Source organism: Mycobacterium sp. NGS63 (genome assembly GCF_059812295.1).
In genome coordinates this window covers 147,495-173,496 of the sequence record NZ_JCALCJ010000002.1, presented here as the reverse complement: position 1 = coordinate 173,496, position 26,002 = coordinate 147,495, and the positions used below count along the sequence as shown (strand labels likewise).

General features: G+C 70.5%; 26 protein-coding genes. 13 read left to right on the top strand and 13 right to left on the bottom strand.

Annotated features, from left to right (window positions below; genetic code table 11):
* Positions 1-169 precede the first annotated feature (169 nt).
* Genes AC5Y4Z_RS04195 through AC5Y4Z_RS04175 form a run of 5 tightly spaced genes read left to right on the top strand, consistent with a single transcriptional unit; the run spans position 170 to position 3,342 of the window.
* Complete coding sequence (locus AC5Y4Z_RS04195; RefSeq protein WP_499961070.1) at positions 170-718, top strand: FAS1-like dehydratase domain-containing protein; 549 nt, start codon at positions 170-172, stop codon at positions 716-718.
* A complete protein-coding gene (locus AC5Y4Z_RS04190) occupies positions 718-1,131 on the top strand; it encodes a Zn-ribbon domain-containing OB-fold protein (protein WP_499961069.1) in 414 nt (137 codons plus the stop codon). Before AC5Y4Z_RS04195 ends, AC5Y4Z_RS04190 begins: the two co-directional genes overlap by 1 nt.
* Positions 1,128-1,571 carry a MaoC family dehydratase gene (locus tag AC5Y4Z_RS04185; protein ID WP_499961068.1) on the top strand — a complete coding sequence of 148 codons (444 nt, stop codon included), beginning with the start codon at positions 1,128-1,130 and terminating at the stop codon, positions 1,569-1,571. Before AC5Y4Z_RS04190 ends, AC5Y4Z_RS04185 begins: the two co-directional genes overlap by 4 nt.
* Positions 1,568-2,731, top strand: a complete 1,164-nt coding sequence (locus AC5Y4Z_RS04180) for a lipid-transfer protein (protein ID WP_499961067.1) — start codon at positions 1,568-1,570, stop codon at positions 2,729-2,731. Before AC5Y4Z_RS04185 ends, AC5Y4Z_RS04180 begins: the two co-directional genes overlap by 4 nt.
* Complete coding sequence (locus AC5Y4Z_RS04175) at positions 2,728-3,342, top strand: TetR/AcrR family transcriptional regulator (RefSeq protein WP_499961809.1); 615 nt, start codon at positions 2,728-2,730, stop codon at positions 3,340-3,342. The genes AC5Y4Z_RS04180 and AC5Y4Z_RS04175 overlap by 4 nt, the downstream gene beginning before the upstream one ends.
* A 142-nt stretch (positions 3,343-3,484) precedes the next feature.
* Here AC5Y4Z_RS04175 and AC5Y4Z_RS04170 read toward each other — a convergent pair whose 3' ends face one another.
* Together AC5Y4Z_RS04170 and pruA are read right to left on the bottom strand one after the other, a co-directional pair.
* Positions 3,485-4,426 (bottom strand): proline dehydrogenase family protein, encoded by a 942-nt coding sequence (locus AC5Y4Z_RS04170; RefSeq protein ID WP_499961066.1) that lies wholly within the window; start codon positions 4,424-4,426, stop codon positions 3,485-3,487.
* Complete coding sequence (pruA, locus tag AC5Y4Z_RS04165; protein WP_499961065.1) at positions 4,426-6,057, bottom strand: L-glutamate gamma-semialdehyde dehydrogenase; 1,632 nt, start codon at positions 6,055-6,057, stop codon at positions 4,426-4,428. The genes AC5Y4Z_RS04170 and pruA overlap by 1 nt, the downstream gene beginning before the upstream one ends.
* An 84-nt stretch (positions 6,058-6,141) precedes the next feature.
* On the opposite strand from pruA, the gene AC5Y4Z_RS04160 reads away from it, so the two are divergent.
* On the top strand, positions 6,142-7,752 hold the full coding sequence (locus AC5Y4Z_RS04160) for a PucR family transcriptional regulator (RefSeq protein ID WP_499961064.1): 1,611 nt from the start codon (positions 6,142-6,144) through the stop codon (positions 7,750-7,752).
* On the opposite strand, the gene AC5Y4Z_RS04155 is transcribed toward AC5Y4Z_RS04160, so the two are convergent.
* Complete coding sequence (locus AC5Y4Z_RS04155; RefSeq protein ID WP_499961807.1) at positions 7,727-8,233, bottom strand: UCP032817 domain-containing protein; 507 nt, start codon at positions 8,231-8,233, stop codon at positions 7,727-7,729. The genes AC5Y4Z_RS04160 and AC5Y4Z_RS04155 overlap by 26 nt on opposite strands.
* Positions 8,234-8,243: 10 nt before the next feature.
* Positions 8,244-9,071, bottom strand: coding sequence for a DivIVA domain-containing protein (locus AC5Y4Z_RS04150; RefSeq protein ID WP_499961063.1), 828 nt, complete (start codon positions 9,069-9,071; stop codon positions 8,244-8,246).
* Between the two features lie 97 nt (positions 9,072-9,168).
* Between AC5Y4Z_RS04150 and AC5Y4Z_RS04145 the strand changes: the two genes are divergently transcribed.
* On the top strand, positions 9,169-9,528 hold the full coding sequence (locus tag AC5Y4Z_RS04145) for a hypothetical protein (protein WP_499961062.1): 360 nt from the start codon (positions 9,169-9,171) through the stop codon (positions 9,526-9,528).
* On the opposite strand, the gene AC5Y4Z_RS04140 is transcribed toward AC5Y4Z_RS04145, so the two are convergent.
* Positions 9,525-10,505: a class I SAM-dependent methyltransferase gene (locus tag AC5Y4Z_RS04140; protein WP_499961061.1), complete on the bottom strand. Its 981-nt coding sequence runs from the start codon at positions 10,503-10,505 to the stop codon at positions 9,525-9,527. The two genes, AC5Y4Z_RS04145 and AC5Y4Z_RS04140, sit on opposite strands and share 4 nt — an antisense overlap.
* A gap of 171 nt (positions 10,506-10,676) precedes the next feature.
* Between AC5Y4Z_RS04140 and stf0 the strand changes: the two genes are divergently transcribed.
* From stf0 to AC5Y4Z_RS04125, 3 genes are all read left to right on the top strand, one after another.
* On the top strand, positions 10,677-11,480 hold the full coding sequence (gene stf0, locus AC5Y4Z_RS04135) for a trehalose 2-sulfotransferase (RefSeq protein ID WP_499961060.1): 804 nt from the start codon (positions 10,677-10,679) through the stop codon (positions 11,478-11,480).
* Positions 11,481-11,679: 199 nt separating this feature from the next.
* Positions 11,680-12,804 (top strand): YeiH family protein, encoded by a 1,125-nt coding sequence (locus AC5Y4Z_RS04130; protein ID WP_499961059.1) that lies wholly within the window; start codon positions 11,680-11,682, stop codon positions 12,802-12,804.
* Positions 12,805-12,821: 17 nt separating this feature from the next.
* A complete protein-coding gene (locus AC5Y4Z_RS04125; protein ID WP_499961058.1) occupies positions 12,822-13,481 on the top strand; it encodes a GAP family protein in 660 nt (219 codons plus the stop codon).
* Here the strand turns inward: AC5Y4Z_RS04125 and AC5Y4Z_RS04120 are convergent.
* Genes AC5Y4Z_RS04120 through fdxA form a run of 4 tightly spaced genes read right to left on the bottom strand, consistent with a single transcriptional unit; the run spans position 13,428 to position 18,533 of the window.
* Positions 13,428-14,708: an alpha/beta hydrolase fold domain-containing protein gene (locus AC5Y4Z_RS04120; protein WP_499961057.1), complete on the bottom strand. Its 1,281-nt coding sequence runs from the start codon at positions 14,706-14,708 to the stop codon at positions 13,428-13,430. The two genes, AC5Y4Z_RS04125 and AC5Y4Z_RS04120, sit on opposite strands and share 54 nt — an antisense overlap.
* A complete protein-coding gene (locus tag AC5Y4Z_RS04115) occupies positions 14,705-17,047 on the bottom strand; it encodes an APC family permease (RefSeq protein WP_499961056.1) in 2,343 nt (780 codons plus the stop codon). The genes AC5Y4Z_RS04120 and AC5Y4Z_RS04115 overlap by 4 nt, the downstream gene beginning before the upstream one ends.
* 44 nt (positions 17,048-17,091) lie before the next feature.
* Positions 17,092-18,198 (bottom strand): succinyldiaminopimelate transaminase, encoded by a 1,107-nt coding sequence (gene dapC / locus AC5Y4Z_RS04110; RefSeq protein ID WP_499961055.1) that lies wholly within the window; start codon positions 18,196-18,198, stop codon positions 17,092-17,094.
* A gap of 8 nt (positions 18,199-18,206) precedes the next feature.
* Entirely contained in the window at positions 18,207-18,533 is a 327-nt protein-coding gene (fdxA, locus tag AC5Y4Z_RS04105) for a ferredoxin (protein WP_007168467.1), read from the bottom strand.
* Between the two features lie 351 nt (positions 18,534-18,884).
* Here fdxA and AC5Y4Z_RS04100 point away from each other — a divergent pair, with 351 nt between their 5' ends.
* Positions 18,885-19,217: a hemophore-related protein gene (locus AC5Y4Z_RS04100; RefSeq protein ID WP_499961804.1), complete on the top strand. Its 333-nt coding sequence runs from the start codon at positions 18,885-18,887 to the stop codon at positions 19,215-19,217.
* 15 nt (positions 19,218-19,232) lie between these two features.
* Here AC5Y4Z_RS04100 and AC5Y4Z_RS04095 read toward each other — a convergent pair whose 3' ends face one another.
* Together AC5Y4Z_RS04095 and AC5Y4Z_RS04090 are read right to left on the bottom strand one after the other, a co-directional pair.
* Positions 19,233-20,006, bottom strand: coding sequence for a maleylpyruvate isomerase N-terminal domain-containing protein (locus AC5Y4Z_RS04095; RefSeq protein ID WP_499961054.1), 774 nt, complete (start codon positions 20,004-20,006; stop codon positions 19,233-19,235).
* A 107-nt stretch (positions 20,007-20,113) separates the two neighbouring features.
* On the bottom strand, positions 20,114-22,699 hold the full coding sequence (locus AC5Y4Z_RS04090) for a bifunctional FO biosynthesis protein CofGH (RefSeq protein ID WP_499961802.1): 2,586 nt from the start codon (positions 22,697-22,699) through the stop codon (positions 20,114-20,116).
* Between the two features lie 245 nt (positions 22,700-22,944).
* Between AC5Y4Z_RS04090 and AC5Y4Z_RS04085 the strand changes: the two genes are divergently transcribed.
* Positions 22,945-23,868 carry a PE family protein gene (locus AC5Y4Z_RS04085; RefSeq protein ID WP_499961053.1) on the top strand — a complete coding sequence of 308 codons (924 nt, stop codon included), beginning with the start codon at positions 22,945-22,947 and terminating at the stop codon, positions 23,866-23,868.
* On the opposite strand, the gene AC5Y4Z_RS04080 is transcribed toward AC5Y4Z_RS04085, so the two are convergent.
* Both AC5Y4Z_RS04080 and mshB read right to left on the bottom strand, forming a co-directional pair.
* Positions 23,865-24,338 (bottom strand): hypothetical protein, encoded by a 474-nt coding sequence (locus AC5Y4Z_RS04080; protein ID WP_499961052.1) that lies wholly within the window; start codon positions 24,336-24,338, stop codon positions 23,865-23,867. The genes AC5Y4Z_RS04085 and AC5Y4Z_RS04080 overlap by 4 nt on opposite strands.
* Positions 24,339-24,430: 92 nt before the next feature.
* Positions 24,431-25,333: an N-acetyl-1-D-myo-inositol-2-amino-2-deoxy-alpha-D-glucopyranoside deacetylase gene (gene mshB / locus AC5Y4Z_RS04075; RefSeq protein ID WP_499961051.1), complete on the bottom strand. Its 903-nt coding sequence runs from the start codon at positions 25,331-25,333 to the stop codon at positions 24,431-24,433.
* A 52-nt stretch (positions 25,334-25,385) separates the two neighbouring features.
* Between mshB and AC5Y4Z_RS04070 the strand changes: the two genes are divergently transcribed.
* Complete coding sequence (locus AC5Y4Z_RS04070) at positions 25,386-25,991, top strand: TetR/AcrR family transcriptional regulator (RefSeq protein ID WP_499961050.1); 606 nt, start codon at positions 25,386-25,388, stop codon at positions 25,989-25,991.
* Positions 25,992-26,002 lie beyond the last annotated feature (11 nt).

Sequence of the window (26,002 nt, the reverse complement as noted above, 5' to 3'; positions counted from 1 at the left end):
AGACTCAGTGTTCACCCCGCCGGACTCCGGCGTCAATCGTGGGCGGCGCGAAATTCCCGCTATCTCACGGCGTTCGGGCATGTTGACAGTGACGGCCCACGCAGAGTACACACGAGGTCGCAGACAGATCCGGGCCGTCTGTCGGATCGAACACGTCAGGAGGGCAGGATTGGTCACCGATTCAGAGGCCGTCGGCGCCAAAGTCCGGGCGCTGGTCGGGCAGCCCACCGGCGGGAGCGGAAAGCCTTCGGTGGCACCGGATCCGGTCAACCAGCCGATGATCCGGCACTGGGCCTACGCACTCAGCGACATGAACCCGGTCTACCTCGATCCCGAGTTCGCGGCGTCGTCGCGGTTCGGCGGTGTCGTGTCGCCGCCCGTCATGCTGCAAACCTGGACGATGCCCTCGCCGAAGCTGGAGGGGATCGGCGATCGGGGCGGCTCCCCCGTCGAGATCACCGGCAACCCCACGGCATTCCTCGACGAGGCGGGCTACACCAGCACCGTGGCGACGAACTCGGAGTTCGAGATCGAGCGCTATCCCCGCCTGGGCGACGTCATCAGCGCGACGGCGGTGTACGAGTCCGTCTCCGAGGAGAAGAAGACGGCGCTGGGCACCGGCTTCTTTCTGACCTGGCTGACCACCTACACCGACCAGAACGGTGAAGTGCTGGGGCGGCAGCGATTCCGCGTGCTGCGATTCAGGCCGGACAACTGATGGCCTCCCGCCTGGCCCCCACCATCAGCCCGGACACCGAATTCTTCTGGAACGGGCTGCGCGAGCACAAGCTGCTGATCCAGCGCTGCGCAGGGTGTGGCGCGCTGCGCCACCCGCCCCGCCCCATGTGCCCGCGATGCCGTTCCCTCGACTGGGAGGCGATCGAATCGTCGGGCCGCGGCACGGTCTACAGCTACGTGATGCCGCACGAACCGCGGTTCCCGTTCTTCGACTACCCCTACGTCGTCGCGCTGATCGAGCTCGACGAGGGGGTCCGGTTGGTGTCGAACGTGTGCGGCGTCGACCCGGCCGACGTCGCCGCGGGGATGCCGGTCGAGGTGTACTACGAGGCGTTCGACAACGACCTGGTCTTGCACCAGTTCCGGCCCCGCACGAGCGAAGGAACCCGATGACGACCGCTACCACCCTGAAGTGGGCCGACATCGACGTCGGCGACGAGGTGGCCCCCCTCGAAATCCCCGTCACCACAACGATGATCGTCGCCGGGGCCATCGCGTCGCGGGACTTCATGCCCGTGCACCACGACCGCGACTACGCCAACAAGCAGGGCTCGCCCAACCTGTTCATGAACATCCTGACCACCAACGGGTACTGCGTGCGTTTCCTCACCGACTGGGCCGGACCCGAGGCGATGGTGAAGAACCTCTCGATTCGCCTCGGCGTGCCCAGCTTCCCCGACGATCCGCTGCGCTTCACCGGCGCCGTGACCGCAAAAGCCGAGGGCTCCGGCGGTGAGAACTTCGTCGAGGTGACGTTCAAGGGTGCCAACAGCCTCGGCGATCACGTCTCGGGCACCGCGGTGCTCAGCCTGCTCGACGGGGCCGGCTCGTGAGCCCGCTGCCCGGCAGCTGCGCCATCGTGGGGATCGGCCAGACCGAGTTCTCCAAGGAGTCCGGGCGCAGCGAGCTCCAATTGGCTTGCGAGGCGGTCAGCGCCGCGCTCGACGACGCCGGGCTGACGCCGGGCGACGTCGACGGCATGGTCACCTTCACCATGGACTCCAGCGACGAGATCGACATCGCCCGCAACGTGGGCATCGGCGACCTGAGCTTCTTTTCCCGCGTCCACCACGGCGGCGGCGCGGCGGCCGGCACCGTGGTGCACGCGGCGATGGCGGTCGCGACCGGCGTCGCCGACGTGGTGGTCTGCTGGCGCGCCTTCAACGAACGCTCCGGCTTCCGGTTCGGGGGCAGCGGGCGCACCAGCGCGGAGACCCCGCTGTTCATGGCGCACTACGCGCCGTTCGGATTGCTCACTCCCGCAGCGTGGGTCGCGATGCACGCCCAGCGCTACATGTCCACGTACGGGGTGACCAACGAGGACTTCGGCCGGATCGCCGTCGTCGACCGCGCGCACGCCGCCACCAACCCCGACGCGTGGTTCTACCAGCGCCCGATCACGCTGGAGAATCACCAGAGTTCGCGCTGGATCGTCGAACCCGTGCTGCGCCTGCTGGATTGCTGCCAGGAAAGCGACGGCGGGGTCGCGCTGGTGGTGACGAGCGCCGAACGGGCGCGCGACCTGCGCCAGCCGCCGGCGATCATCACCGCGGCCGCGCAGGGCGCGGCCGCCAACGGCGAGATGATGACCAGCTACTACCGCGACGACATCACCGGCCTGCCTGAGATGGGCGTGGTCGCCGAGCGGTTGTGGCGCGACTCGGGCCTCAAGCCGCAGGACATCCAAACCGCCTTCATCTACGACCATTTCACGCCGTTCGTGTTCACCCAGCTCGAAGAGCTCGGCTTCTGCGGGCGCGGCGAGGCCAAGGACTTCGCCACCGTGGAGCGGCTATCGCTGGGTGGCGAATTCCCGATCAACACCAACGGCGGGCTGCTCGGCGAGGCCTACATCCACGGCATGAACGGCATCACCGAGGGCGTGCGTCAGGTGCGCGGCACGTCGTACAACCAGGTCGAGGGTGTCGAGCACGTGCTGGTGACGTCGGGCACCGGGGTGCCGACCAGCGGCCTGATCCTCGCACCGGGCTGATGACTCACGCCTCCCCCACCCAGGCGACCGACACCCGCGAGCTCATCATCGAGTCCGCGTATGCCTGTTTCGCCAAGCAGGGCCTGCAGAAGGCGACGATCGTCGACATCGCGAGGAGCGCAGGCGTTTCGCGCAGCACCGTCTACGAGTACTTTTCCGACAAGGGCGCGATCGTGGAGGCGTGCGCCGAGCACGCGTCCGAGCGGTTCTACCGCGAGATGGCCAGGGCGATGGACCGGGGCAGCTCGCTCGAGGACAAGCTGAGCCGCGCGGCGGTGTTCGTGAGCCAGGCGCGGCGGGCCATCTCGTCCGAGAAGTACTTCGACGAGGACGCGATCAGCCTGCTGCTGACCAAGGACGCCGCCGTGCTGCTGCGCGAGTGCGTCGACTTCTTCGCCCCCTACCTCGCCGCGGCCCGGCTCACCGGCGAGGTCCGCAAGGACCTCGACGTCGAGGCCGCGGGGGAATGGTTCGCGCGAATCCTGTTCTCGCTCTTCAGCACGCCCTCGTCGACGCTGGACATGGACGACCCCGAAGTGGCCGCCGAATTCGTGCGCGCGCACGTGGTGCGCGGGTTCGCCAGCGAACGCCCGCGCCCGCGCCGCGGCTGACACCCTTCGCCCTTCGCCCTTCGCCCTTCGCGCTTCGCCCCTCGCCTCTCGCGTGTGAATCCTCGGCGTCGAAAGTGAAACCTGGGCGGGATCCGGGTGAAATCTGCGCCATAGCTTCACACTCGAGTGCGACGATTCACACTCAACGACCCAGCGCCCGCAGGAAGAACGCCACATTGGCCGGCCGCTCGGCCAGCCGCCGCATGAAGTAGCCGTACCACTCACATCCGAACGGCACGTACACCCGCACCCGGTTGCCGGCGCCGGCGAGCCGCCGCTGTTCGCCGTCGCGGATGCCATACAGCATCTGGTACTCGAAATCGCCGCCGCCGCGGCCGCATTCACGGGCGATACCAGCGGCCGCGGAGACGATCGCCGGATCGTGCGACGCGACCATCGGATACCCGCGGCCGGCCATCAGCACCCGAAGGCAGGCCAGGTACGAGTCGGTAACCTCGGCGTCGTCGCGGTAGGCCACCGACGCCGGTTCGTCGTAGGCGCCCTTGCACAGCCGGATCCGCGCGCCGTCCACCGCGAAGTCGCGGCAATCGGCGAGCGTGCGCCGCAGGTAGGCCTGCAAAACGGCGCCCAGCCAGGGGAAGTCGGCGCGCAGGTCGCGCACGATCGACAGCGTCGAGTCTGTCGTGGAGTGGTTCTCGGCGTCGACCGTCACCCAAACGCCGACCCGCTGCGCGCCAGCGCAGATCGACCACAGGTTCTCCCGCGCGACCTTGTCGCCGTCGCGCTCCAGCGCTTGCCCCAGCGCCGACAGCTTCACCGACACCTCCAGCCCGTCACCACCGAGCCGGCCCAGCGCGTCGATCAGATCCAGGTACGCACCAACCGCGGCGTCGGCGCCGTCGGCGTCGGTGACGTCCTCACCCAGATAGTCGACGCTGACGTAGCGGCCCGAATCACGCAGCGCCGCAACGCTGCCGAGCGCGGACTCGATCGACTCCCCCGGCACGAACCGGCGCACCACCCTACGGGTGACCGGCAAGCGCTCGGCGGCCCGGCGCAACCCCTCTCGGCGCCCGGCCGCCACGATCACCGGCCGCAGCGTGCGCGCGAACACCCCACCCATCAGTCGGCCGCCATGTGCGGGTAGGTGTGGTCGGTGGCCGGGACGAACGTCTCCTTGATGGTGCGCGCGGACGTCCAGCGCATCAGGTTCAGCACCGATCCGGCCTTGTCGTTGGTGCCCGAACCGCGCGAGCCGCCGAACGGCTGGCGCCCGACCACCGCGCCGGTCGGCTTGTCGTTGACGTAGAAGTTCCCGGCGGCGAACCGCAGCCGCTCGGCCGCGGTCAGCACGGCCGCCCGGTCGTCGGCGATGACGGCGCCGGTCAGCGCGTAGCGCGACCCGGTGTCGACGACGTCGAGGATCCGTTCGTACTGGTCGTCGGGGTAGACGTGCACCGACAGCAGCGGGCCGAAGTACTCGGTCGCGAAGGACTCGTCGGTCGGGTCGTCGGACAGCAGCACGGTCGGGCGTACGAAATAGCCGACGCTGTCGTCGTATTCGCCGCCGACCGCGATCGTGACGCCGGGTGCGCCCTTCGCCCGTTCGATGGCGTCGACGTTCTTGATGAAGGCGCGGCGGTCGATGAGCGCGCCGCCGTAGTTGGTCAGGTCGGTGACGTCGCCGTAGCGCAGCGCGGCCGCCGCGCCCAGGAACTCGTCGCCCATGCGCTGCCACACCGAATGCGGGATGAAAGCCCGCGACGCCGCCGAGCATTTCTGGCCCTGGTAGTCGAAGGCGCCGCGAATCAACGCCGTGCACAACACATCCGGGCGCGCCGAGGCGTGGGCGACCACGAAGTCCTTGCCGCCGGTCTCGCCGACCAGGCGCGGATAGCTGTGGTAGTGACCGATATTGGTGCCCACCTGATACCACAGCCGCTGGAAGGTCGCCGTCGATCCGGTGAAGTGGATGCCGGCCAGGCGTCGATCCGCCAGTGCCACATCGGAAACCGCGAAGCCGTCGCCGGTGACCAGGTTGATCACCCCGGGCGGCAGCCCCGCGGCCTCGAGCAATTGCATGGTCAGGTAGGCCGACAGCGTCTGGGTGATCGACGGCTTCCACACCACGGTGTTGCCCATCAGCGCCGGCGCGGTGGGCAGGTTGCCGGCGATCGAGGTGAAGTTGAACGGCGTGATCGCGTAGACGAAGCCGTCCAGCGGGCGGTAGTCGCTGCGGTTCCACTCGCCGGGCCCGCTGACCGGCTGCTGCGCCAGCAGCTGACGGGCGAACGCCACGTTGAACCGCCAGAAGTCGACCTGCTCGCACGGCGAGTCGATCTCGGCCTGATAGACGGACTTGGACTGGCCGAGCATGGTCGCGGCCGCGATCTTCTCCCGCCACGGCCCGGCCAGCAGGTCGGCCGCCCGCAGGAACACCGCGGCGCGCTCGTCGAACGGCATCGCCGCCCACTCGGGTTTCGCGGCCATCGCGGCCTCGATGGCCGCGCTCGCGTCGGCGTGCACGGCGTTGGTCAGGGTGCCCAGCCGCGCGGCGTGCCGGTGCGGCTGGACGACGTCGATGCGCTCGCCGTCGCCCATCCGGTGCTCGCCGCCGATGACATGCGGCAGGTCGATCGGGTCGGCGGCCAGCGCCCTCAGCTCGGCGAGCAGGCGGTCGCGTTCCGGTGAGTTCGGCGCATAGTCGTGGACCGGCTCGTTGGCCGGCGTCGGTACCTGGGTGATCGCGTCCATGCTGCCCAGGGTCCTCCACACCGCGCCCACCCGGGTTAGCCGATCGAACAAGTCTCAACGCATGAAGTAGTAAAATCGGACAACATGCGGGTCGCCGGTGTCGGGCTGGGACGGCTCCTGCTGGCGCTGGACGCGACGCTGGTCAGCCTGGTCGACGCCCCCCGCGGCCTAGACCTGCCGGTGGCGTCGGCGGCGCTGATCGATTCCGACGACGTGCGGATGGGGCTGGCGGCGGCCGCGGGGTCGGCCGACGTCTTCTTCCTGCTCGGTGTCGGTGACGCGGAGGCGCTGGCGTGGGTGGACAAGCAGGCGCGCGAGCGCGTGCCGGTGGCGATCTTCGCCAAGGAGCCGTCGCCGGCCCTGGTGGCCACGGCGGTCGCGGCCGGGTCGGCGGTGGTGGCCGTGGAACCGCGGGCGCGTTGGGAGCGCCTCTACCGGTTGGTCGACCACGTCCTGGAACATCACCGGGACCGCGGCGACGCGGTGGACGACTCCGGCACCGACCTGTTCGGCCTGGCGCAGTCGCTGGCCGACCGCATCCACGGCATGGTCAGCATCGAAGACGCCCAGTCGCACGTGCTGGCCTACTCCGCCTCCAGCGACGAGGCCGACGAGCTGCGCCGCCTGTCCATCCTGGGCCGCGCCGGCCCGCCCGAACACCTGGAGTGGATCGGCCAGTGGGGCATCTTCGACGCGCTGCGGAGCGGCGACGGCGTGGTGCGGGTGGACGAGCGCCCGGAGTTGGGCCTGCGCCCGCGGCTGGCGATCGGGATCCACCAGCCGCCGTCCGGCCCGCGCCGACCGCCGACGTTCGCCGGCACCATCTGGGTGCAGCAGGGCTCACAACCCCTGGCCGACGACGCCGAGCAGATGCTGCGCGGGGCGTCGGTTCTGGCCGCCCGCATCATGTTTCGGCTCGCCGCCCGGCCGTCCACGCACGCGCGGCGGGTGCAGCAACTGCTGGGCCTGGCCGACGAAGCCGCCGACGCCGCCGACCCGGTCGCCCTGGCCCGCGAACTCGGCCTCCCACAAGACGGGGCCGCCGCCCTCGTCGGCTGGGACAGCACCGGACCGCGTCATCCGCGGCTGGCCGACGTCGTGGCGTTGAGCGCCAGCGCTTTTCGCCGCGACGCTCAGGTCGCCGCGCACAACTCGCGCATCTACGTGCTGCTGCCCCAGGCCCAGACCCGACCGGTCGCCTCGTGGGTGCGGGGCACGATCGCCGCCCTGCGCAGCGAGCTCGGCGTCGAGCTGCGGGCCGCCATCGCAGCGCCGGTCGCCGGCCCGGCGGAGCTCGCCGCGGCGCGCGCCGAGGTGGACCGGGTGCTCGACAGCGCCGAGCGGCACCCGTTTTCGATCGGTCAGGTGACCACGCTCGCCGAAGCGCGCACCACGGTGCTGCTCGACGAGATCGTCACGCTGATCGGCGCCGACGAGCGGCTGGTCGATCCGCGGATCCGGGACCTGCGCGCCGGGGACCCGGCGTTGGCCGAGACGCTGCGGGCCTACCTGGACAGCTTCGGCGACGTCGGCGCCGCCGCGCGGGCGCTGCGGGTGCACCCCAACACCGTCCGGTACCGGGTGCGACGGATCGAAAAACTGCTGGCGACCTCGCTGGCCGATCCCGACGTGCGGCTGCTGTTCGCGGTCGGGTTGCGGGCCACCGACGTCACCAATTCCCCTCGCCCGCTTTGACGTTCGCGGCGGCGCCCTCGACCGCGGCGACCCGAGCGGGATCGATGCCCCAGGGCTCCTCGACGCCGACGCGTTGGTCGAGATCCCACAGCACACACGACTCGGCCGGCGCCGCGACGAGCGACCACGCCAACACCGTGCGGCGCAGCTGCTCGCCGGCCGGATCGTCCGCGCCGCGCATCCCGTCCGGGGCGCCGCCCTCCGGGTGATGGTGCAGGAACTCCCCGTACGCCCGCCGGCAGAACGCCGCGTACCACGCGGTGCACAGGATCAGGCCGTGCCACGCCTCGTCCACCGCGCGCGACGGCATTCCGATTACCTGATGGTCGCGCAGCGCGGGCGCACAGCAGCGCAGCCATTGGCGCAGCCCGGTTTCGACCAGGGTCCTCGGCTGCCACGGACACGTCTTGAACACCGCCGCGGGAAGCTCCAGCTCCGCCACGGCGGCGTTGACCCGGTCGAACCCGCGGCGCCGCACGATGTTTCGTATCTCAGTGCCCCCCGCCGCAGCCGCCTCCGCCGCACCCGGATCCGCCCCCGCAGCCCCCGTGGCCGCCGCCGCAGCCGCCGTGACCGCCGCCGCACCCGGAAGCGCCGCCGCCGTCTTCCCCGCCTGCGGCCCAATAGCGATGGCGGCGCCGGTTGCGGGTCCGCATCAGCGACACCACATAGATGACACCCAGCATCAGGGGCAGGGCCAGGAACACCGGACCCATCCAGTTCGGCGCGGGCCCGTCCATGGGGATGAAACGACCGAGAAATCGCATCCCCGCCCCGCCGCCGGCCAGCAGAACGAAACCGAGCAGATACCAGGTCCAAAAGCTGCCGAAAACCGACGCGGCGACGTCGACAATCTTGCGGCCCGAGCTCTGCGGCGCCGCGGCGTGTGTTGCGGGCGTCCCCGCCACCGACGGCGGCGCGCCGGCGCCCCGCTGCGCCCTCAGGTGTTGCTCGACGAGTCCGAGGAACGCGTCGACCTGGTCCTCGTTGTAGCCGCGCCGGCCGAGCGGGGGCCGGGCGAAAACCACGCCGCGGACCTGCTCGGCGGTCAGCGTCTGCCCCGCGGGATCTCGCAGCGCCGCCTCGACGCGATCCAGAAACGCGTCCACCTCGTCAACGTGGTAGCCGGATTTTCCGATGGCCGGCTTGGCGAAGGTCACGTGGCGCACCTGCTCCGCGGTGAGGCAACCGGGCGCCGGCAACGCGAATCTCGTGGCGTTCCGTTTGCGTCGACCGTCCGCGCGGGAGGCGCCGGTCGTGCGCTTTTGCTCGGCCAGTTGGCGTTCCAGCTCGGCGATGCGCTTCTCGGGGTCGTCCATGGCGGTCCTGTCGCTGCTGTCGGGGGCCACAGCGTATCGCCGCCCAGTTGCGAAATTCTTGCGTTCCGGCGCGCCACCCGCGGCATAGTATTCCGGCATGACGGCCCCACCCCGCGACCGCGTGCCCGCGGTGGCCCTGCTGCTGGCGGTGCTGGCCTGGCTGGTCGCGGCGCTGGCTATCTGGCTCGTCGCCGCAAGCCACGCGTGGACGAGCGGATGCCGCGTCGACCGGCCCCTGAACGACGCCGGGACGCTGTGCCTGCTGCTCGGCGGGCTGCTGAGCGCCGCCGCCGGCGTCTCCGGCGCGAGCAGGCTGGTCAGATCACGCGCGCGCGGCGGCCCGTTCGCGGTCGCCGCGACGATGATGGGCGCGATCGGGGTGCTGGTGTGCCTGGGCCTGTTCGTCACCGAGACGAGCCCGCACGCGGTCAACCCCGCCTACCTGCATGCCTGCTAGGCCCGCTTGCGGATCGCGACGTTGAGATACGGCATGAACAGCCCGACGGGCAGCTCCGGGCACTGCCGGTGCAACAGGTTGGCGAAGCGCCGGTTGGTGGACTGCCGGTAATACAGCCAGCGCAGCGGGTTCTGGCCGGTTTGGAAGCTTTGCCGGTCGACCAGGAAGTCGAGCTCACCGATGGGCCCCAGGGCCAGCTCGACGTCGTGATAGCTCACGCCCCGCCCGCGGCGGCTGAGCTCCAGGATGGCGCCCTCCGAGGTGGTGTCGAACGCCGACGCCTGGAACCGCGGCGTCCGCTTCAGGTACTCCAGGGCGATCTCGTCGGGCAGCCAATGGAAGAACGGCAAGTCCGCGGTGTGGTCGTCGAAAAACCACAGCCGGTTGGGCGCCTCGACGATGCACAGGATTCCGTCGTCGGCCAGCAGCTGCCACGCGGCCCGCAGGCTGCTCAACCGCTCGCCGTGCGTCATGTGCTCCAGCGACGCGAAGAAAATGACGAAATCGAAGCTGGCGTGCCCGAATTGGGTGCCGATCTCCGTCGCGTTCATGTGATGCAGCGACGGTTCGTCGAGGCCGAACAGACGCATCCTGGCCCGCGACACCTCGACGGATTCCGGCACCGCGTCGATGCCGGTGACCTCGCTGCCCTGCTCGACCAGCGCCATGACGGAAGAGCCTGTCCCGCAGCCGATCTCGAAGATGCGGGCTCCGTCCAGGCGCCGCAGCGCGTTGAGCCAGGGCACGTATTCGTGCCGGCTGTAGGTCAGCCGTTCGACGGTGTGCTCCTCGAGGTCGTGGCGGCCCACCTCGGAATCCCAGTACCCCGGAGTCGCCCAGTTTTCGAGCAGGTGCTCGCGAAACTTGTCCACCACGCCGGGGTCGAGCGCCACGAACCGCCGCCGAAGATCGGCGGTGGTGGCCCGGTCGGTCCGCCAGATGATCCGGCGGGCCGACTCTTTGGCGGAATTCTGCACGATGCGGTCTTCCCGTCGGTAATGAAGTGCGGTCGGACGGTAATCATCGCATCCGGCAAGCGCCACCGCGCGTGGACACCGAAACAGCGCCCTCCACCGCGCAACAGTTATGTTCACACAGACGAAAAATGAATGTCTTGCAGCGTGTTTTCCTGCGGTTAGGCTGCGTTGATGAGCGAAACGCCGTCGTCGTATCTGGTGCTGGCTTCCCAGCGCAGCGGCAGCACGCTGCTCGTGGAGTCGCTGCGCGCCACCGGCGTCGCCGGCGAGCCCCAGGAGTTCTTCCAGTACATGCCGCGCACCAGCCAGGCCCCCCAGCCGCGGGAGTGGTTCGCCGGCGTCGACGACGAATCGATCCTGCGCCTGCTCGACCCCCTGGACGCGGGGACGCCCGACCTCGCGCCGCCCGAGATCTGGCGTGACTACATCCGCACGGTGGGCAGGACACCCAACGGGGTGTGGGGCGGCAAGCTGATGTGGAACCAGACGCCGCTGCTGCTCAACCGCGCCAAGGACCTGCCGAACCGCTCCGGCGACGGCCTGCTCGCCGCGATCCGCGACGTCGTCGGCGAGGAACCGCTGCTGATCCACGTGCACCGCCCCGACGTCGTCTCCCAGGCGGTGTCCTTCTGGCGCGCGGTGCAGACGCGGGTGTGGCGCGGCCGCCCCGACCCGGCGCGCGACGCCCGCGCGATCTACCACCCCGGGGCGATCGCACACGTCGTCACCATGCTGCGCGCCCAGGAGGAGGGCTGGCAAACCTGGTTCGCCGAGGAAGACGTCAAGCCGATGGAGGTGCCCTATCCGGTGTTGTGGCGCAACCTGACTCAGGTGGTGGCCACCATCCTGGAGGCGCTGGGCCTCGACCCTCGGCTGGCGCCCGAGCCGGCGCTGGAACGCCAGGCCGACCAACGCTCCGACGAGTGGGTGGAGCGCTACCGCGCCGACGCCGAAAAGGACGGGTTGCCCACCTGACGGGCACAGCCGTTGCGCCGCCGCGCCTTTCGGCCCGGACCTAAATTCAGCGCGAGCCAATCGGTTGGCCGCCGCCGCCCGCCACGCCACCATTGCGCCGTGAGCAAGCTATCCGAGGACTGGTGGGCGACACTGCTGGCCAGTGTGATCGTGGCGCTGGCGGTGGCCGGCGCGCTCCCGAAGATCCCGTGGTGACCCGATGAGCACGGTCGCCGTCAAACCCCCCGAAACCGAAACCGAAGCCGAAGCCGCCTTCACCAGCGGCCGACCGCTGGACTACGCGCCCGGGATCCTGCTGCTGATTGCGGTCGGCGTGCTGGGCAAGTACGCCCAGATCTGGTGGAACGCCGCGGCCAAACACCACCACTGGACGGTGCCCGACATCGAATATGTGTTGTGGGCCATCCTGATTGGGCTGCTCATCACGAATACCGTTGGCCTGCACCGGATCTTCCGACCGGGTGTGCAGACCTACCAGTTCTGGCTCAAGGTCGGCATCGTGGCGCTGGGTTCGCGCTTCGTGCTCGGCGACATCGCCAAGCTCGGCTCCACCAGCCTGGTGCAGATCGGAGTCGACATGGCCGTCGCGGGCACCATCATCCTTGTGGCCGCGCGCGCGTTCGGGCTGTCGGGCAAGCTGGGCTCGCTGCTGGCGATCGGCACCTCGATCTGCGGGGTGTCGGCCATCGTGGCCGCCAAGGGCGCGATCCGGGCCCGCAACGCCGACGTCAGCTACGCGATCGCGGCGATCCTGGCGCTGGGCGCCGTCGGCCTGTTCGCGCTGCCGCCCCTGGGCCACCTGATCGGCCTGAGCGACTACGAGTTCGGCCTGTGGGCCGGCCTTTCGGTGGACAACACCGCCGAGACCACCGCCACCGGCTACCTGTTCTCCGAGCAGGCCGGCAAGATCGCCGTGCTGGTCAAGTCCACCCGCAACGCGCTGATCGGCTTCGTCGTGCTCGGCTTCGCGCTGTACTGGTCCGCGCGCGGGCAGGCCGACGAGATCGCGCCCGGCGCCAGGGCCAAGGCCGCCTTCATCTGGGCGAAGTTCCCGAAGTTCGTGCTCGGCTTTCTGGCCGTCTCGGCGATCGCGACCGCGCACTGGCTGAGCAAGGGCCAGGCCGCGAACCTGGCCAACGTGTCGAAATGGGCGTTTCTGCTGACCTTCGCCGGCGTGGGGCTCACCACCGACATCCGCCAGATCGCGCGCACCGGGTGGCGCCCGCTCGTCGTCGCGGTCATCGGGCTGACCGTCGTCGCGACGGTCTCGCTGGGCCTCGTCCTGCTCACCTCTCGCGTGCTGCATTGGGGGCTGGGCGCGTAGCGGTAGCCTGAGCGGCGATGTTGATCACCGTCCTGGTGATGGCACTCGCCGTGAGCCTCGAACCGTTCCGGGTCGGCATGACGGTGCTGATGCTGAACCGGCCCCGACCGATGCTGCAACTGCTCGCGTTCCTCAGCGGCGGCTTCCTGATGGGCATGACCGTCGGCGGGGTCGTGCTGTTCGTCCTGCGGCGCCGGGTGCCGGTGTCGACGTATTTCACCCTGCCCCGGGTGCAGATCGTGATCGGGTTGCTGGCGCTGCTGGGCGCCTTGTATATCTTGGTGCGCGCGCTGGTCCTCAAACGCAGCGCCCGGACCGGGCCGGGCGCGCTGGCGGCGCGGGCCCAACGGCTGGCGGTCGGGCCGTCGCTGTGGGTGGCCGGCGTGGCCGGGTTGGGGATCGCGCTGCCGTCGGTGGACTACCTGGCCGCGCTGGCCGTCATCCTGGCCTCGGGTACGGCGGCGACGACGCAGCTCGGCGCGCTGCTGCTGTTCAACGTGGTGGCGTTCGCGCTGGTGGAGATACCGCTGCTGGCCTACCTGCTGGCGCCCCGGGCGACCCGCGCGTGGATGGGGGCGCTGCACGACTGGATCCGGTCGCGTCGCCGCATCGAGGTCGCCGCCCTACTGGGCACCGTGGGCTGCGTCCTGCTGATCGTCGGACTGGCCGGCGCCTGACCGCTCGTAGATCTCGGCGAGGAACTGCTCGACGGCCACCGCGGCGTGCGCGGCGCGCGCCGACCCGAAGATGTCGAAAGCGTGCTGGGCGCACGGCAATTCGGCGTACGCCACGGGCTGGTGGCTGACCTCGCGCAGGCGCGCGACGAAGGCGCGGGCCTGCTCGACCGGGATCAACGAATCGTTGGTGCCGTGCAGCACGAAAAACGGTGGCGCATCGGCCGATACGTGGGTGATCGGCGAGGCGACGCGGAACGGCTCGGCGATGTCGGCAAGGCCCAGCTTGAACACGCGCTTGGCCACGATCGGCACCATCAACGGGTGCATCGATCCGTCGTTGCGGGTGAAGTCGTAGACCCCGTAGAACGGGACGGCCGCCCGCACCCGCGTGTCGGCGCCGGAGAACCCGGGCTGGAACCGCGGGTCGTTGGGGGTCAGCGCGGCCAGCGACGACAGGTGCCCGCCGGCCGAGCCGCCGGTGATCGCGATCCAGTCCGGGTCACCGCCGTAGGAGGCGATGTGCTCTTTGGTCCACGCGATCGCCCGCTTGACGTCGACGATCTGGTCCGGCCAGGTGGACCGCGGGCTCAGGCGGTAGTTGATCGCGACGCACACCCAACCCAGCTCGGCGAGGTGGCTCATCAGCGGATGTGCCTGTCCCCGTTTGTTTCCCACCATCCACGCGCCGCCGGGCACCTGCAGCAGCACCGGGGCTCGCCCGCCGCGATCCAGGTCGGGGCGCCGCCAGATGTCCAGATGGTTGCGGGATCCGCACTCCCCGTAGCTGATGTCGCCGTCGTGGGCGTAGTCGCGGTAGATCCGCAGCATCCGCGCCGCGCCGGGCCGCTTGGCGGTCGCGCCCCCGGCCGCGGGCCGCTTCCACAGATCGCCCGACTGCGTGCGGCGGCCGGCGCCGAGCCCGGCGTCCAGGGCGGCGGTCAGCGGCTCGTTCGCCGTGCGCCCGACGCGGTGCAGCCCCAGCAACCCCAGTCCGGACAGCGCCGACACCAGCCAGCTGAGCCGGAGGATCCGCGCCGGTACCCGGCGCGAGACCGCCGCCAACGACGCCACCTGGACGGCGAGCGTCTGCAGCGGGAGCTCGGACGCGATCAGCCCGTAGGCGAACGCGAACGCCGACCCGAAGCGGTCCCGGGTCAACGGCCGATAACCGTTGGCGGTGAACGCCAGACCCACCACCGACACCAGCGCCGCGGCCAGTCGCCTCACGACTCGCCGTCCACCGGGTCCTCGATCACGTGGTAGGCCGGGTCGACCAGCACCATGGGCCGGTTGCCGCTCTGCTTGGGCTTGCCGGTGATCCGCAGCAGCTGTCCGGGCTGGACGTCGGCGCCGCCGCGGCCCGACCGGAACGTCACGGTGATCTCGCCGCTGTTGTCGCCGACGACGACCTCGCGCACCGTCCGCCTCCGGTTGTTGACGTCCTTGACCTCGTTGACCCGGCCCTCGAACGTGGCGCGCTGCCCCGGGATCAGGCCGGCCACGGTGATCACCGACGGCCGCTCGGGATGTTCGTAGGCCTCGACGTTCTGCTCCTCGGTGCTGGCGACCCACGCCTCGATCTTGTCCAGCTCGCGCCCGATTCGCTGCTCGAAGCCCTCGGGGAACGCCTCCTTGATCCGGGACTGCACGTCGTAGGGCACGATCGTCGCCGCGGCGTCGGGGATGAGGCTGACGGCGCGGGACACCTTGTCCGCGGTGCGGTCGTGCAGCAGCCGTCCCAGCAGCGGCGCGTACGTCCGGCGCGGCAACAACACCGTCACGTTGGTGTTGCGGTGCTCACCGCGCTCCTTGGCCACCAACACCTGTGCCGCGCGGGTGACCCGCCGGTCGGGGCAGTCGACGACACGCAGCGGCGTGTCGAGTTCGAAGTGGTCCCAACGCTTTCGCAACACCTTGGCATGGGCCTCGTCGACCATGAAGTGGACCGCGACCAACTCGTCGGCGCGCAATCCCCGGCCGTAGCGCAGCGCCTCGATCACCGCGAGGTCGACCGAGTTCACGAACACGAACACCTTGTGCCGGGCGTACTTGACCAGCTCGGGGCGGTCGGTGCGGAACATCTCCAAAATGGCTGCCTCGGCGCGGTATTCCCGGTTGAGCCGCATCAGCACGAACACCAGCAGCGGGAAGACGACGACGACCAGCCACGCGCCCTCGGTGAACTTGGCCACCGCGAAGATGCCCACCACGATCGTCGACAGGATGCCCGCGGACAGGTTGATCGCCAGCCGGCGCCGCCAGCCCCGTTCCCGGTGCGTCAGGTGGTGTTTGGTCATGCCGTAGCCGGCCATCGAGAACCCGGTGAACACGCCGATCGCATAGAACGGGACCAGCGCGCTGACCGAGCCGCCGGTGGTCAGCAGCAACGCCACCGACAGCGCGGTGAGCGCGATGATGCCGTTCGAAAACACCAGGCGGTGACCGCGTTTGGTCAGCTGCCGCGGCAGGAAGCGGTCCTCGGCGACGAAGCTGGCCAGGGCGGGAAACCCGTTGAAGCTGGTGTTCGCGCCGGTGAACAGGATCGCCGCCGTGGCCGCCTGGACCAGCGTGAAGAACACGTCGCCGACGACGCCGTGACCGAAGACCGCGCGCCCGATCTGCGACAAGACCGACGGAAACTCGCTCTCGTACGGCGTCGCGTGCGTCATGTACGCGAGGAACGCGACGCCGGCGAGCAACACCCCCAGGATGGTCGCCATCGCGGTCAGCACGCGACGCGCGTTGCGGCCCTGCGGTTTCCGGAATACATCGACGGTGTTGGAGATGGCCTCGACGCCCGTCAGCGACGAGCCCCCGTTGGCGAAAGCCCGCAGCACGGTCAGCACGGTCGCGCCCATCACCAGCGCGTTGCCCTGATGTACCGGCACGGTCCCCGGCATGTGCGCCGGGTCGTAGACGGGCAGGTCGCCGAGCAGCACCCGCACCACACCCACCACGATGGTGAGGCCGACCATCAGGACGAAGAAGTAGGTCGCGAAGGCGAACTGCCATCCCGCTTCCTTCAGCCCGCGCAGGTTCGCGTAGCAGATGACCAGCACCACGCCGATCGTGATCTGCAGGCTGTGCGGGCCCAGCGCCGGGAGCGCCGACACCACCGCCACCGTCCCGGCCGCCGACTGCACCGCCACGGTGACCACGTAGTCGATCAACAGCGCCGCGGCGGCGACCTGGGCCACCCGGGGACCGAAGTTCTCCCGCGCCACGATGTACGAGCCGCCGGCCCGGGTGTAGGCCATGACGACCTGGCGATACGACGCGGCCACCAGGACCAGGATCAGCAGGATGACCCCGGTGACCGGCAGCAGCAACACGAACGCCGCCAGCCCCGCGTGCGGCAGCAGCTCGATCAATATCTGCTCGGGGCCGTACGCCGTCGACGAGATCGCGTCGGGCGAAAGGGCGCCCAGCGCAACGGGATTCGACAGCTTCTCGGAGGTCAGCTCCTCCGTGATCAGCGGCTTGCCCAGGAAAACCCGCTTGGCGATGTCCCCGAGCGACGCGGGGATGCGCAGCTTGCCCGCCGAAGTGCCTGCCGTAGTGGTCACCACTGCATTGTGCCGGTCGCCCGGCGCGCGCGGCAGCCGGTCGGCTAACTGAGCCGGTTCGCGGCGGCGGCGATGCGTTCGTCGGTGGCGGTCAGCGCGACCCGCACGTGGCGGGCGCCGCCCGGGCCGTAGAAATGGCCGGGCGCCACCAACACCCCGCGGGCGGCCAGCCACGCCACGCTGTCCCCGCACGGCTCACCGCGGGTGGCCCACAGATACAGGCCAGCCTCGGAGTGGTCGACGGTGAAGCCGGCCGCGCGCAGCGCCGGCAGCAGGGCGTCGCGCCGGCGCTCGTACCGCGCGCGCTGCTCCTTTTCGTGGGCGTCGTCGTCGAGGGCGGCCACCATGGCGGCCTGCACCGGCGTCGGCACCATCATCCCGGCGTGTTTGCGCACCGCCAGCAGCTCGGCGACCACCGCCGGGTCTCCCGCGACGAAGCCGGCCCGATACCCGGCCAGCGACGAGCTCTTCGACAAAGAGTGGATCGCGAGCAGCCCGGAATGGTCGCCGTCGCAGACCGAGGGATGCAGGACCGACAGCGGCTGCGCCTCCCAGCCCAGGCCCAGGTAGCACTCGTCGGAGGCGACCAGCACGCCGCGCTCGCGGGCCCATCCGACGACCTTGCGCAGGTGCTCGACGCCCAGCACCCGCCCGGTCGGGTTGCTCGGCGAGTTCAGGTAGAACAGCGCCGGGGTCCGGGGACCAGGCTGGGTCAGCGAATCCGCGCGCAGCACCCGCGCGCCGGCCAGCCGCGCCCCGACGTCGTACGTCGGGTAGGCCAGCTCCGGCACCACGACCGTGTCGGCGGGGCCCAGGCCCAGCAGCGTCGGCAGCCAGGCGATGAGCTCCTTGCTGCCGATCGCCGGCAAAACGGCGGCCTCGGCCACCCCGGTGACGCCGAACCGGCGGGCGAGCGCGGCGGCGGCCGCCTCCCGCAGGCGCGCGGTGCCGGCGGTGGCCGGGTATCCCGAGGCGGCACTGGCGGCGGCCAGCGCGTCGCGGATCAGCGGCGCGACCGGGTCGACGGGGGTGCCGACCGACAGGTCGACGATGCCGTCGGGATGGGCCTCGGCCAGCGCTTTCGCGTCGGCCAGGGTGTCCCAGGGAAACTCGGGCAGCGACGCCGAGACGCCCCTGGGCTTTTGGCGCACCGGCCCGCTCAGTCGCCCTCGCCCTGCGGCGGCAGATCCTTGACCACCTGCGGGTCGTTCTCGGTCATGCCGACCTTCGCCGCCCCGCCCGGGGACCCGAGCTCGACGAAGAAGTCGGCGTTGATCTGCGTGTACTGGCTCCACTGCTCGGGCACGTCGTCTTCGTAGTAGATCGCCTCGACGGGGCAGACGGGCTCGCAGGCGCCGCAGTCGACGCATTCGTCGGGGTGGATGTACAGCATCCGGGCGCCCTCGTAGATGCAGTCGACCGGGCACTCCTCAATGCACGCCTTGTCCTTGATGTCGACGCAGGGTTCGGCGATCGTGTACGTCACAGACGTCTCCTCCATGTACCGCGTGTGGGCTGCTGTTCGGCTCGCCGCGGCGCTTCGGCCGCTTCGGCGAAAGCTTTCGGTTACTGATACTAGACGTTGCACATACAGGTCAACTATCGGGGACGCGCGTCGGGGCCGGTCGCCGGGGCGGGCCGGGTTTCACTGTCGGCGAACATCGCCGCAGACCGGCTCTGACCTGCGGATAGTTACGATTAGAGCTTGCTGTGCGATAACCGTTGCGAGGAAGAAAGCTCGCGGGGCCTGGTAACCTCGACCGCAGACGGCAACCGTTGGGCAGATGTCGTCGCCGTTTTTCGACGGTGCATTGAATGGGGAAGGTGTCCATAGATGTTGAGGCTGTCGTTGACCAAATTGGCCGCTGCCGCTGGCGGTGTGGCGTTCGCGTTGACGGCCGGCTCCGGGATCGCATCCGCCGATCCGCTGGATCCGGTTATCAACACGACGTGCAACTACGGGCAGGTGATGGCCGCGCTGAACGCGACGGACCCGGCCGCGGCCGCGCAGCTGTCCGCGTCGCCGATCGCGGTGAGCTACCTGAACCAGTTCCTGGCTTCGCCGCCGCCGAAGCGTTTGCAGATGGCCCACCAGATCCAGGCCATGCCGCAGGCCGCGCCGTACTTCAACGACGTGCTGGCCGTGGCGGGCAGCTGCAACAACTACTGAGCGAGTTCCGAAAAGTCAGTAGCCGCTAAGCAATTGGCGCACCCGGCCCAAGGCCTCGGGTCCGACGCGGCTGCAGATCCGCGACGGGTCGCCGGGGCGTCGGCCCCATAGCAGCAACACTCGCGCGGCGGCATCGGTTTCCAGCGTGGCCGGCCCTTCGGGGCCGGCCATCGCAATGGTGGCCTGATCGGCGTCAGCGCTGATCAACACGTCGTCGGTGCCGGGAACCCGCAGCCGGGCCTCGATCCGCTCTCCCGGGCGTAATTGCCTGGCGCCCTTGGCAAGCAGCGGACGCCCGACGGCCACGACGCTGTGCGACGTCATCCAGGGCTCGGCCAGGCGCGCCCGGGCCTCGGCGTCGTCCCCGGTGATGTCCCAGCCGTGCAGGACGAGCTCCTCGCGCATGTGCTCGGCGAACCACGGCACCTTCATGGTGCGGCCGGTCCAGGCCACGTCAATTTCGGCGGGGTCCCCCGCACTGTCCTCGGCCGCGGCGGCGACCTCGTCGAGGGCTGCCATCCGGTCGTGCAGTGCGTCCCAGAGGTCCGCGTCACCCAGGGCGCGCAGCGGCCCCTCACGTTCGGCGAAGCCGCGAGTGGCGACGGGTTCGCCCTGCAGGTGCGCTCTCAGCACGCGCGCCAGTTCTTCGGCGTTGCCGGCCTGATGGATGACGATGTCGCGGACCGTCCACGCCTCACACCAGGTGCCGGCATCGGGCCTGCGCTGGGTTACCGCCTCGGTGAACGGCCGCCACTCCGGGAATCGCTCGTCGTCGATGCGTCGCTGCACGGCCTCAGGTATACCCGGGCGCGCCGACAGCTACCCCGCGAGCGTCCGCAAAATGCCAGGAACTACGGCGTGTCGGCGTACAAACGCGCGCGCTCGCGGGCAGAAAGCTAAGCCGCGAGCGGGGCGTAGGTGGTGGTGCGCTGGCGCGCCGGGCGCCCGATGCCCTCGGCGATCGCGGCCAGCTCCGCCACGGTTTTCGACGACCCGTGCTCCGAACCGGCCATCCGCGAGATGGTCTCCTCCATCAGGGTGCCGCCCAGGTCGTTGGCGCCGCCGTTGAGCATCACCCGGGTGCGCTCGGTGCCGAGCTTGACCCAGCTGGTCTGGATGTGGGAGATGCGGCCGTGCAACATGATTCGCGCCAGCGCGTGCACCGCCCGGTTGTCGCGATGGGTGGGCCCGGGGCGCGCCGCCCCGGCCAGGTACAGCGGCGAGTTCTGGTGCACGAACGGCAGCGGCACGAACTCGGTGAATCCGCCGGTGCGGTCCTGGATGTCGCGCAGCACGTTGAGGTGGCCGACCCAGTGCCGCGGGCTGTCGACGTGGCCGTACATCATCGTCGACGACGACCGCAGGCCCACCTCGTGCGCGGTCGTCACGATGTCGATCCACATCGACGTCGGCAGCTTGCCCTTGGTGAGCACCCAGCGCACCTCGTCGTCGAGGATCTCGGCGGCGGTGCCGGGGATGGTGTCCAGGCCGGCCTCGCGCAGGCTGGTCAGCCACTCGCGAATGCTCAACCCGCTCTTGGTGACCCCGTTGGCGATCTCCATCGGGGAAAACGCGTGCACGTGCATCGACGGCACCCGGGCCTTGACGGCGCGGACCAGCTCGGCGTACCCGGTGACCGGCAGCTCGGGATCGATGCCGCCCTGCATGCACACCTCGGTCGCGCCCTCGACGTGGGCCTCCCACGCGCGGTCGGCCACCTCCTCGGTGGACAGCGAATACGCGTCGGCGTCACCCTTGCGCTGCGCGAACGCGCAGAACCGGCAGCCGGTGTAACAGATGTTGGTGAAGTTGATGTTGCGGTTCACCACGAAGGTCACGTCGTCGCCGACGGCGTCGCGGCGTAGCGAATCGGCCAGCGCGGCAACGGCTTCCAGCGCGGGGCCCTCGGCGGTGGCCAGCGCGAGGTACTCGGCGTCGGTGCAGCCGCCGGGATCGCGTTCGGCCGAGGCCAGCGCGGCGAGCACGTCGGTGTCTAGGCGTTCCGGCGCTTTGGCGCCCTGCGCGGCCAGCTCACCCACGCGCGCCCGGATGGACTCCCAATCGCCGAAGGCACTGTCCAGGTCGCTGCGGGCCTCGGTGTTGCGGCCGTCGGTGTCGATCGCCGCGTGCAGGTCGACGCGGCCGGCGGACTCCACGTCGTCGGGCTCCTGCCAGGGCATCCCGACGGGGTAGACGTCGCGGGCCAGCCCGGTGGCCGGATCCGCCAGCGCCGCAACGTGTCCGGACACCCGCGGGTCGATCCACGCCGCCCCGGCCTGCACGTACTTGGGCTGCGCGGTCAGCCGCTGCACCAGGTCGTATCCGGCTTCGGCGGTGACGGCGGCCAGCTCGTCCAAGGCGGGCCACGGCCGCTCGGGGTTGACGTGGTCGGGCGTCAGCGGCGAGACGCCGCCCCAGTCGTCGACGCCGGCCGCGACCAGCGCCACGCACTCGTCGCGCGAGACCAGGTTGGGCGGCGCCTGGATGCGCATGCCCGGGCCCAGCACCAGCCGCGCGACCGCCACTGTGGCCAGGTAGTCCTCGATCCCGGCGTCGGGGACCGCGGCCATCGCGGTGTGTTCCTTGGCGCGGAAGTTCTGCACGATCACTTCCTGCACGTGCCCGAACTCCTTGTGCGACTTGCGGATCGCGTGCAGGGTATCGGCGCGTTCGGCCAGCGTCTCGCCGATGCCGACAAGCAGGCCGGTGGTGAACGGGATGGACAACCGCCCGGCGTCGGTCAGGGCGCGCAGCCGAACCGCAGGGTCCTTGTCCGGGCTGCCGTAGTGCGCCAGGCCTTTGGTTTCGAACAACCGCCGCGACGTCGTCTCCAGCATCATGCCCATCGACGGCGCCACCGGCTTGAGCCGCGACATCTCCGACCAGGTCATCACGCCGGGGTTGAGATGCGGCAGCAGGCCGGTCTCCTCCAGCACCCGGATCGCCATCGCCCGCACGTAGGACAGGGTCGAGTCGTAGCCGCGCTCACCGAGCCACTCGCGCGCTTCCGGCCAGCGATCCTCGGGCCGGTCGCCGAGGGTGAACAGCGCCTCCTTGCAACCGAGTTCGGCCCCGCGGCCGGCGAGGTCGACGATCTCGTCGGGCTCCAGGTACATGCCGGCGCCGCGGGCGCGCAGCTTGCCCGGCACGGTGACGAAGGTGCAGTAGTGGCAGGCGTCGCGGCACAGGTGGGTGACCGGGATGAACACCTTGCGCGAATAGCTGATCAGCAGCCGGCGGGTCGGCCCGCGCCGCCCGGCCGACTCCAGGCCCGCGTCGCGCACCCGCGCCGCGCTCGCGCACAGGTCGGCGAGGTCCGCGCCGCGCGCGGTCATCGCGACGGCCGCCTCGTCGGGGTTCAGCGCGACCCCGTCGCGCGCACGCCGCAGGACCCGCCGCAACGCCGAGGCACCAGCCGTCGACGACGCCTTCGAAGGAACCACGGGGCTGGGCAGAGCGACGGACGCCGACGGCTCCGGTATTAGCGGCACGTTGGTGTAACTTCCCCGCGATCGAATTTCATCCGCTTTTTGTCACCCGTCCAACCTGGGAAATTCTGGGGCCGCGGTGCCATATGCGCAACAGTAGCGCCAGGCCCACCCCGGCCCGCGATCGACATCCCGGCGCCGCCGGCCGGGCGCCGGGCACCTTATCTATGTGTTTGGCGGACTTGCCCGCTAGCCAGCGGCGATCGCGATACCATCCGACCTATCCAAGGAGGTGGCGGATGTCGTTCCTATTCGCGGCCCCGGAGGCGCTGGCCACGGCGGCTTCGGATCTGGCCGGGATCGGCTCGACGCTGAGCACGGCCAACGCGGCCGCGTCGGTGCCGACATCCGCCGTGGTGGCATCGGCCGCCGACAGCGTCTCGGCCCAGGTCGCGGCGTTCCTCTCCGAGCACGGGCTGGGGTATCAGCAGGTCAGCGCCCAAATCGCCAAGGCTCACGAGCAGTTCGTCCAGACCCTGAGCGCCGGCGCGAACGCCTACTCCGCCGCCGAGGCCGGCGCCGCGCAGACCCTCGCCAACGCGGTCAACGCGCCCGCCGCCGCGCTGCTGGGGGGCGCCTCGGCGCCGGGGGCCGCCGCCGGGGCGGTGTCGAGCGCCGTGAGCCGCATCGAGACCGCCGTGGCGGGCTCCAATCTGCTGGGGCTGATCGGCTCCGGCCTCCCTGGCGGCGCCCAGGCGATGGCCGGTCAGGCCGCCGCGCTGCTCGCTCCGACCGGCGCAATCCGCGCGATGACCGCCGCGGGCGCGCTACTGGCCCCGGCCGCGATGACCAACGCCGCGGCGGTGACCGCGGCGAACGTTTTCGCCCCGATCGGCGCCGCGATCGAGTCCGCCTACCTCGCCATCGAGCCGTGGGTGCAGTACGGCTTCCAGCTGGCCTCCTACGCGGCGGGCTGGGTGCCGTGGATCGGCTGGATCGTCGGACCGCAGATCATGTTCTTCTACAACCTCTTCGAGCCGATGGTGCAGAGCGGTCTGTTCAACTTCCTCGACTGGCTGGGCGGTTCGATCACCTTTGCCCAGGGGCTGAGCAACTTCGCCGCGGCCACCACGGCGTCGATCAACTACTTCATCCAGACCGAGATCAACTGGTTCCTGGGCTTCCTGCCGCCGCTGCCGCCCTTCGGCGTCAACGCGCCTTAGCCCGACTCGCCCGACGAGCGGTTTTGCCGCCACAGCACCCACACCGGCGGCACCACCCCGAGCACGATCAGCACCAGCGCGCCGTAGGCCATCAGCCCCCGGCCGCCCAGGATCACGTCGTCGGCGGGGCCACCCATGCTCATCACGGCCACGGTGAGCAGCCACGTCCACAGCGGCAGCGCGGCCACCCGCGCGGAGCGCGTCCACGGGCCCGCGGCCCACACCAGCGCCGCGTTGACCAGCCCGCTGATCAACCCGCTGATCGGAAACGGCATCGAGCCGATATAGGTGGGCAGCAGCAGCGCCCCGGCCAAGGCCGACAGGATGCCGTCGACGGCCAGCAGCGCCAGAACTACGAAACGAATCGCGGGGTCTGCCGCGCCGCCGTCCTGCACGGACCCGGCGCGTGGCTTGGTTTCGGTCAGGTCGGGACGCTGTCGATGTTGGAGAGGATCGAGCCGATGACCCACTGGAAGCTGTCGAGCCGGTCCTGCCAGTGCTGCAGGTTAGGGTCCAGGTCGGGGTCCATGCGAATTCCTTCCGTGGCTGCCTGTTTGGCAGCTTACCGCGTTGCGGGGGTGGCGCAGTCAAGTCCCGCGAGCAGATCGGTTTCCCACCCGCGCCCGTCGCGCTCCCCCGCGTCGCCACCGACCAGCACGTAGTGCTCCGCGCCGAGGATCGGCAGCGCCATGTTGTTCGACAGGGCGCAGGCCCGCCCCGTCGGGCCGACGACGACCTGGGTGGCGTGCGCGCCGAGCGCGGCCGCCTTGGCCGCCAGCGCCTCCGCACCGGTCTCCACCACCGCGTCGATGTCGGAGTCCGCGAATCCGAAGTCGAACTGGTCGTACGGCGGAATCACCCACTCGGGCAGCAGGTCTTGGCGATCCAGCGCCGCCCAGCCCGCCGCGAACGCGCTCGCGGCCAGCACCGTCCAGTAGAACTTCGGCACCGCCCAGGGCTCCCCCGGGTGGTCGCCCGAGGCGGCGGCCGCCACCGCGGCCGTCGTGACGGTGTGGGCGTGGACGTGGTCGGGGTGGCCGTAGCCGCCGTTGGGGTCGTAGGTGACGACGACGTGGGGACGCTGCTCGCGGATGACGGCGACCAACGCGCCGACGGACTCGCGTTCGTCGGCGTCGATGAACCTCTGGCGCCGCCGTTTTGGCGTGTCCAGCATGCCCGAGTCGCGCCACCGGCCCGCCCCACCGAGATAGTGGGGGCCCCCGACGCCCAGCGCCCGCAGGGCCGCGGTGAGCTCGCCGATCCGGTAACCCCCGAGCTGGTCGGCGCGGTCGACGGCGAGCCCGGCCCACCGGTCGCCGATCACCTCGCCCTCCTCGCCGAGCGTGCAGGTCACCACGCGGACCTGCGCCCCGCGGGCGGCGTAGTGCGCGATGGTGGCGCCGTTGCTGAGGCTTTCGTCATCGGGGTGGGCGTGCACGAACAACAACCGCGGGGTCTCGGGCATGGACGCACCCTACCGCGCGGCGAATAGGAACGCGGGCGGCTACTATCGAGAAATGCCGCAGCTGACCGAGGCCGCCCGGGGCACCCGCAGCCGCCGCCGCGGCGAGGTGCTCGAGCGGGCGCTGTACGAGGCCACGCTGGCGGAGTTGGCCGAAGTGGGTTACGGCGGCCTGACGATGGAGGGCATCGCGGCGCGCGCCCACACCGGCAAGGCGGCGCTCTACCGGCGCTGGTGCAGCAAGCACGATCTCGTGCACGCCGCCCTCGTCTACACCCTGCCGCCGGTGCCCGAACTGCGGTCCGGGCGGTCGGCGCGGGAGAACCTGCTGGCGGTCTTCACCGCCCACCGCGACATCCTGGCGGGCAAGACCGCCTTCCCGGGCCTGGAGATCATCCACCAGCTGCTGCACGAGCCGGAGATGCGCGCCATCTTCGCCGAAGCCGTGGTCGGGCCGCGCCTCGAGATCGTCGAGTCGATCCTTCGGGCGGCGGTCGACGACGGGGACATCGACGCGGCCACGGTCACCCCGCTGACCGCGCGGGTCGGGCCGGCGTTGATCAACCACCACTTCCTGCTCACCGGGGAACCGCCGAACCGCCGCGAGCTGGCGCTGGTCGTCGACACCGTGATCCCGCCGCGCCGGCGGGCGACCGGCTGACCCGGGCCTGG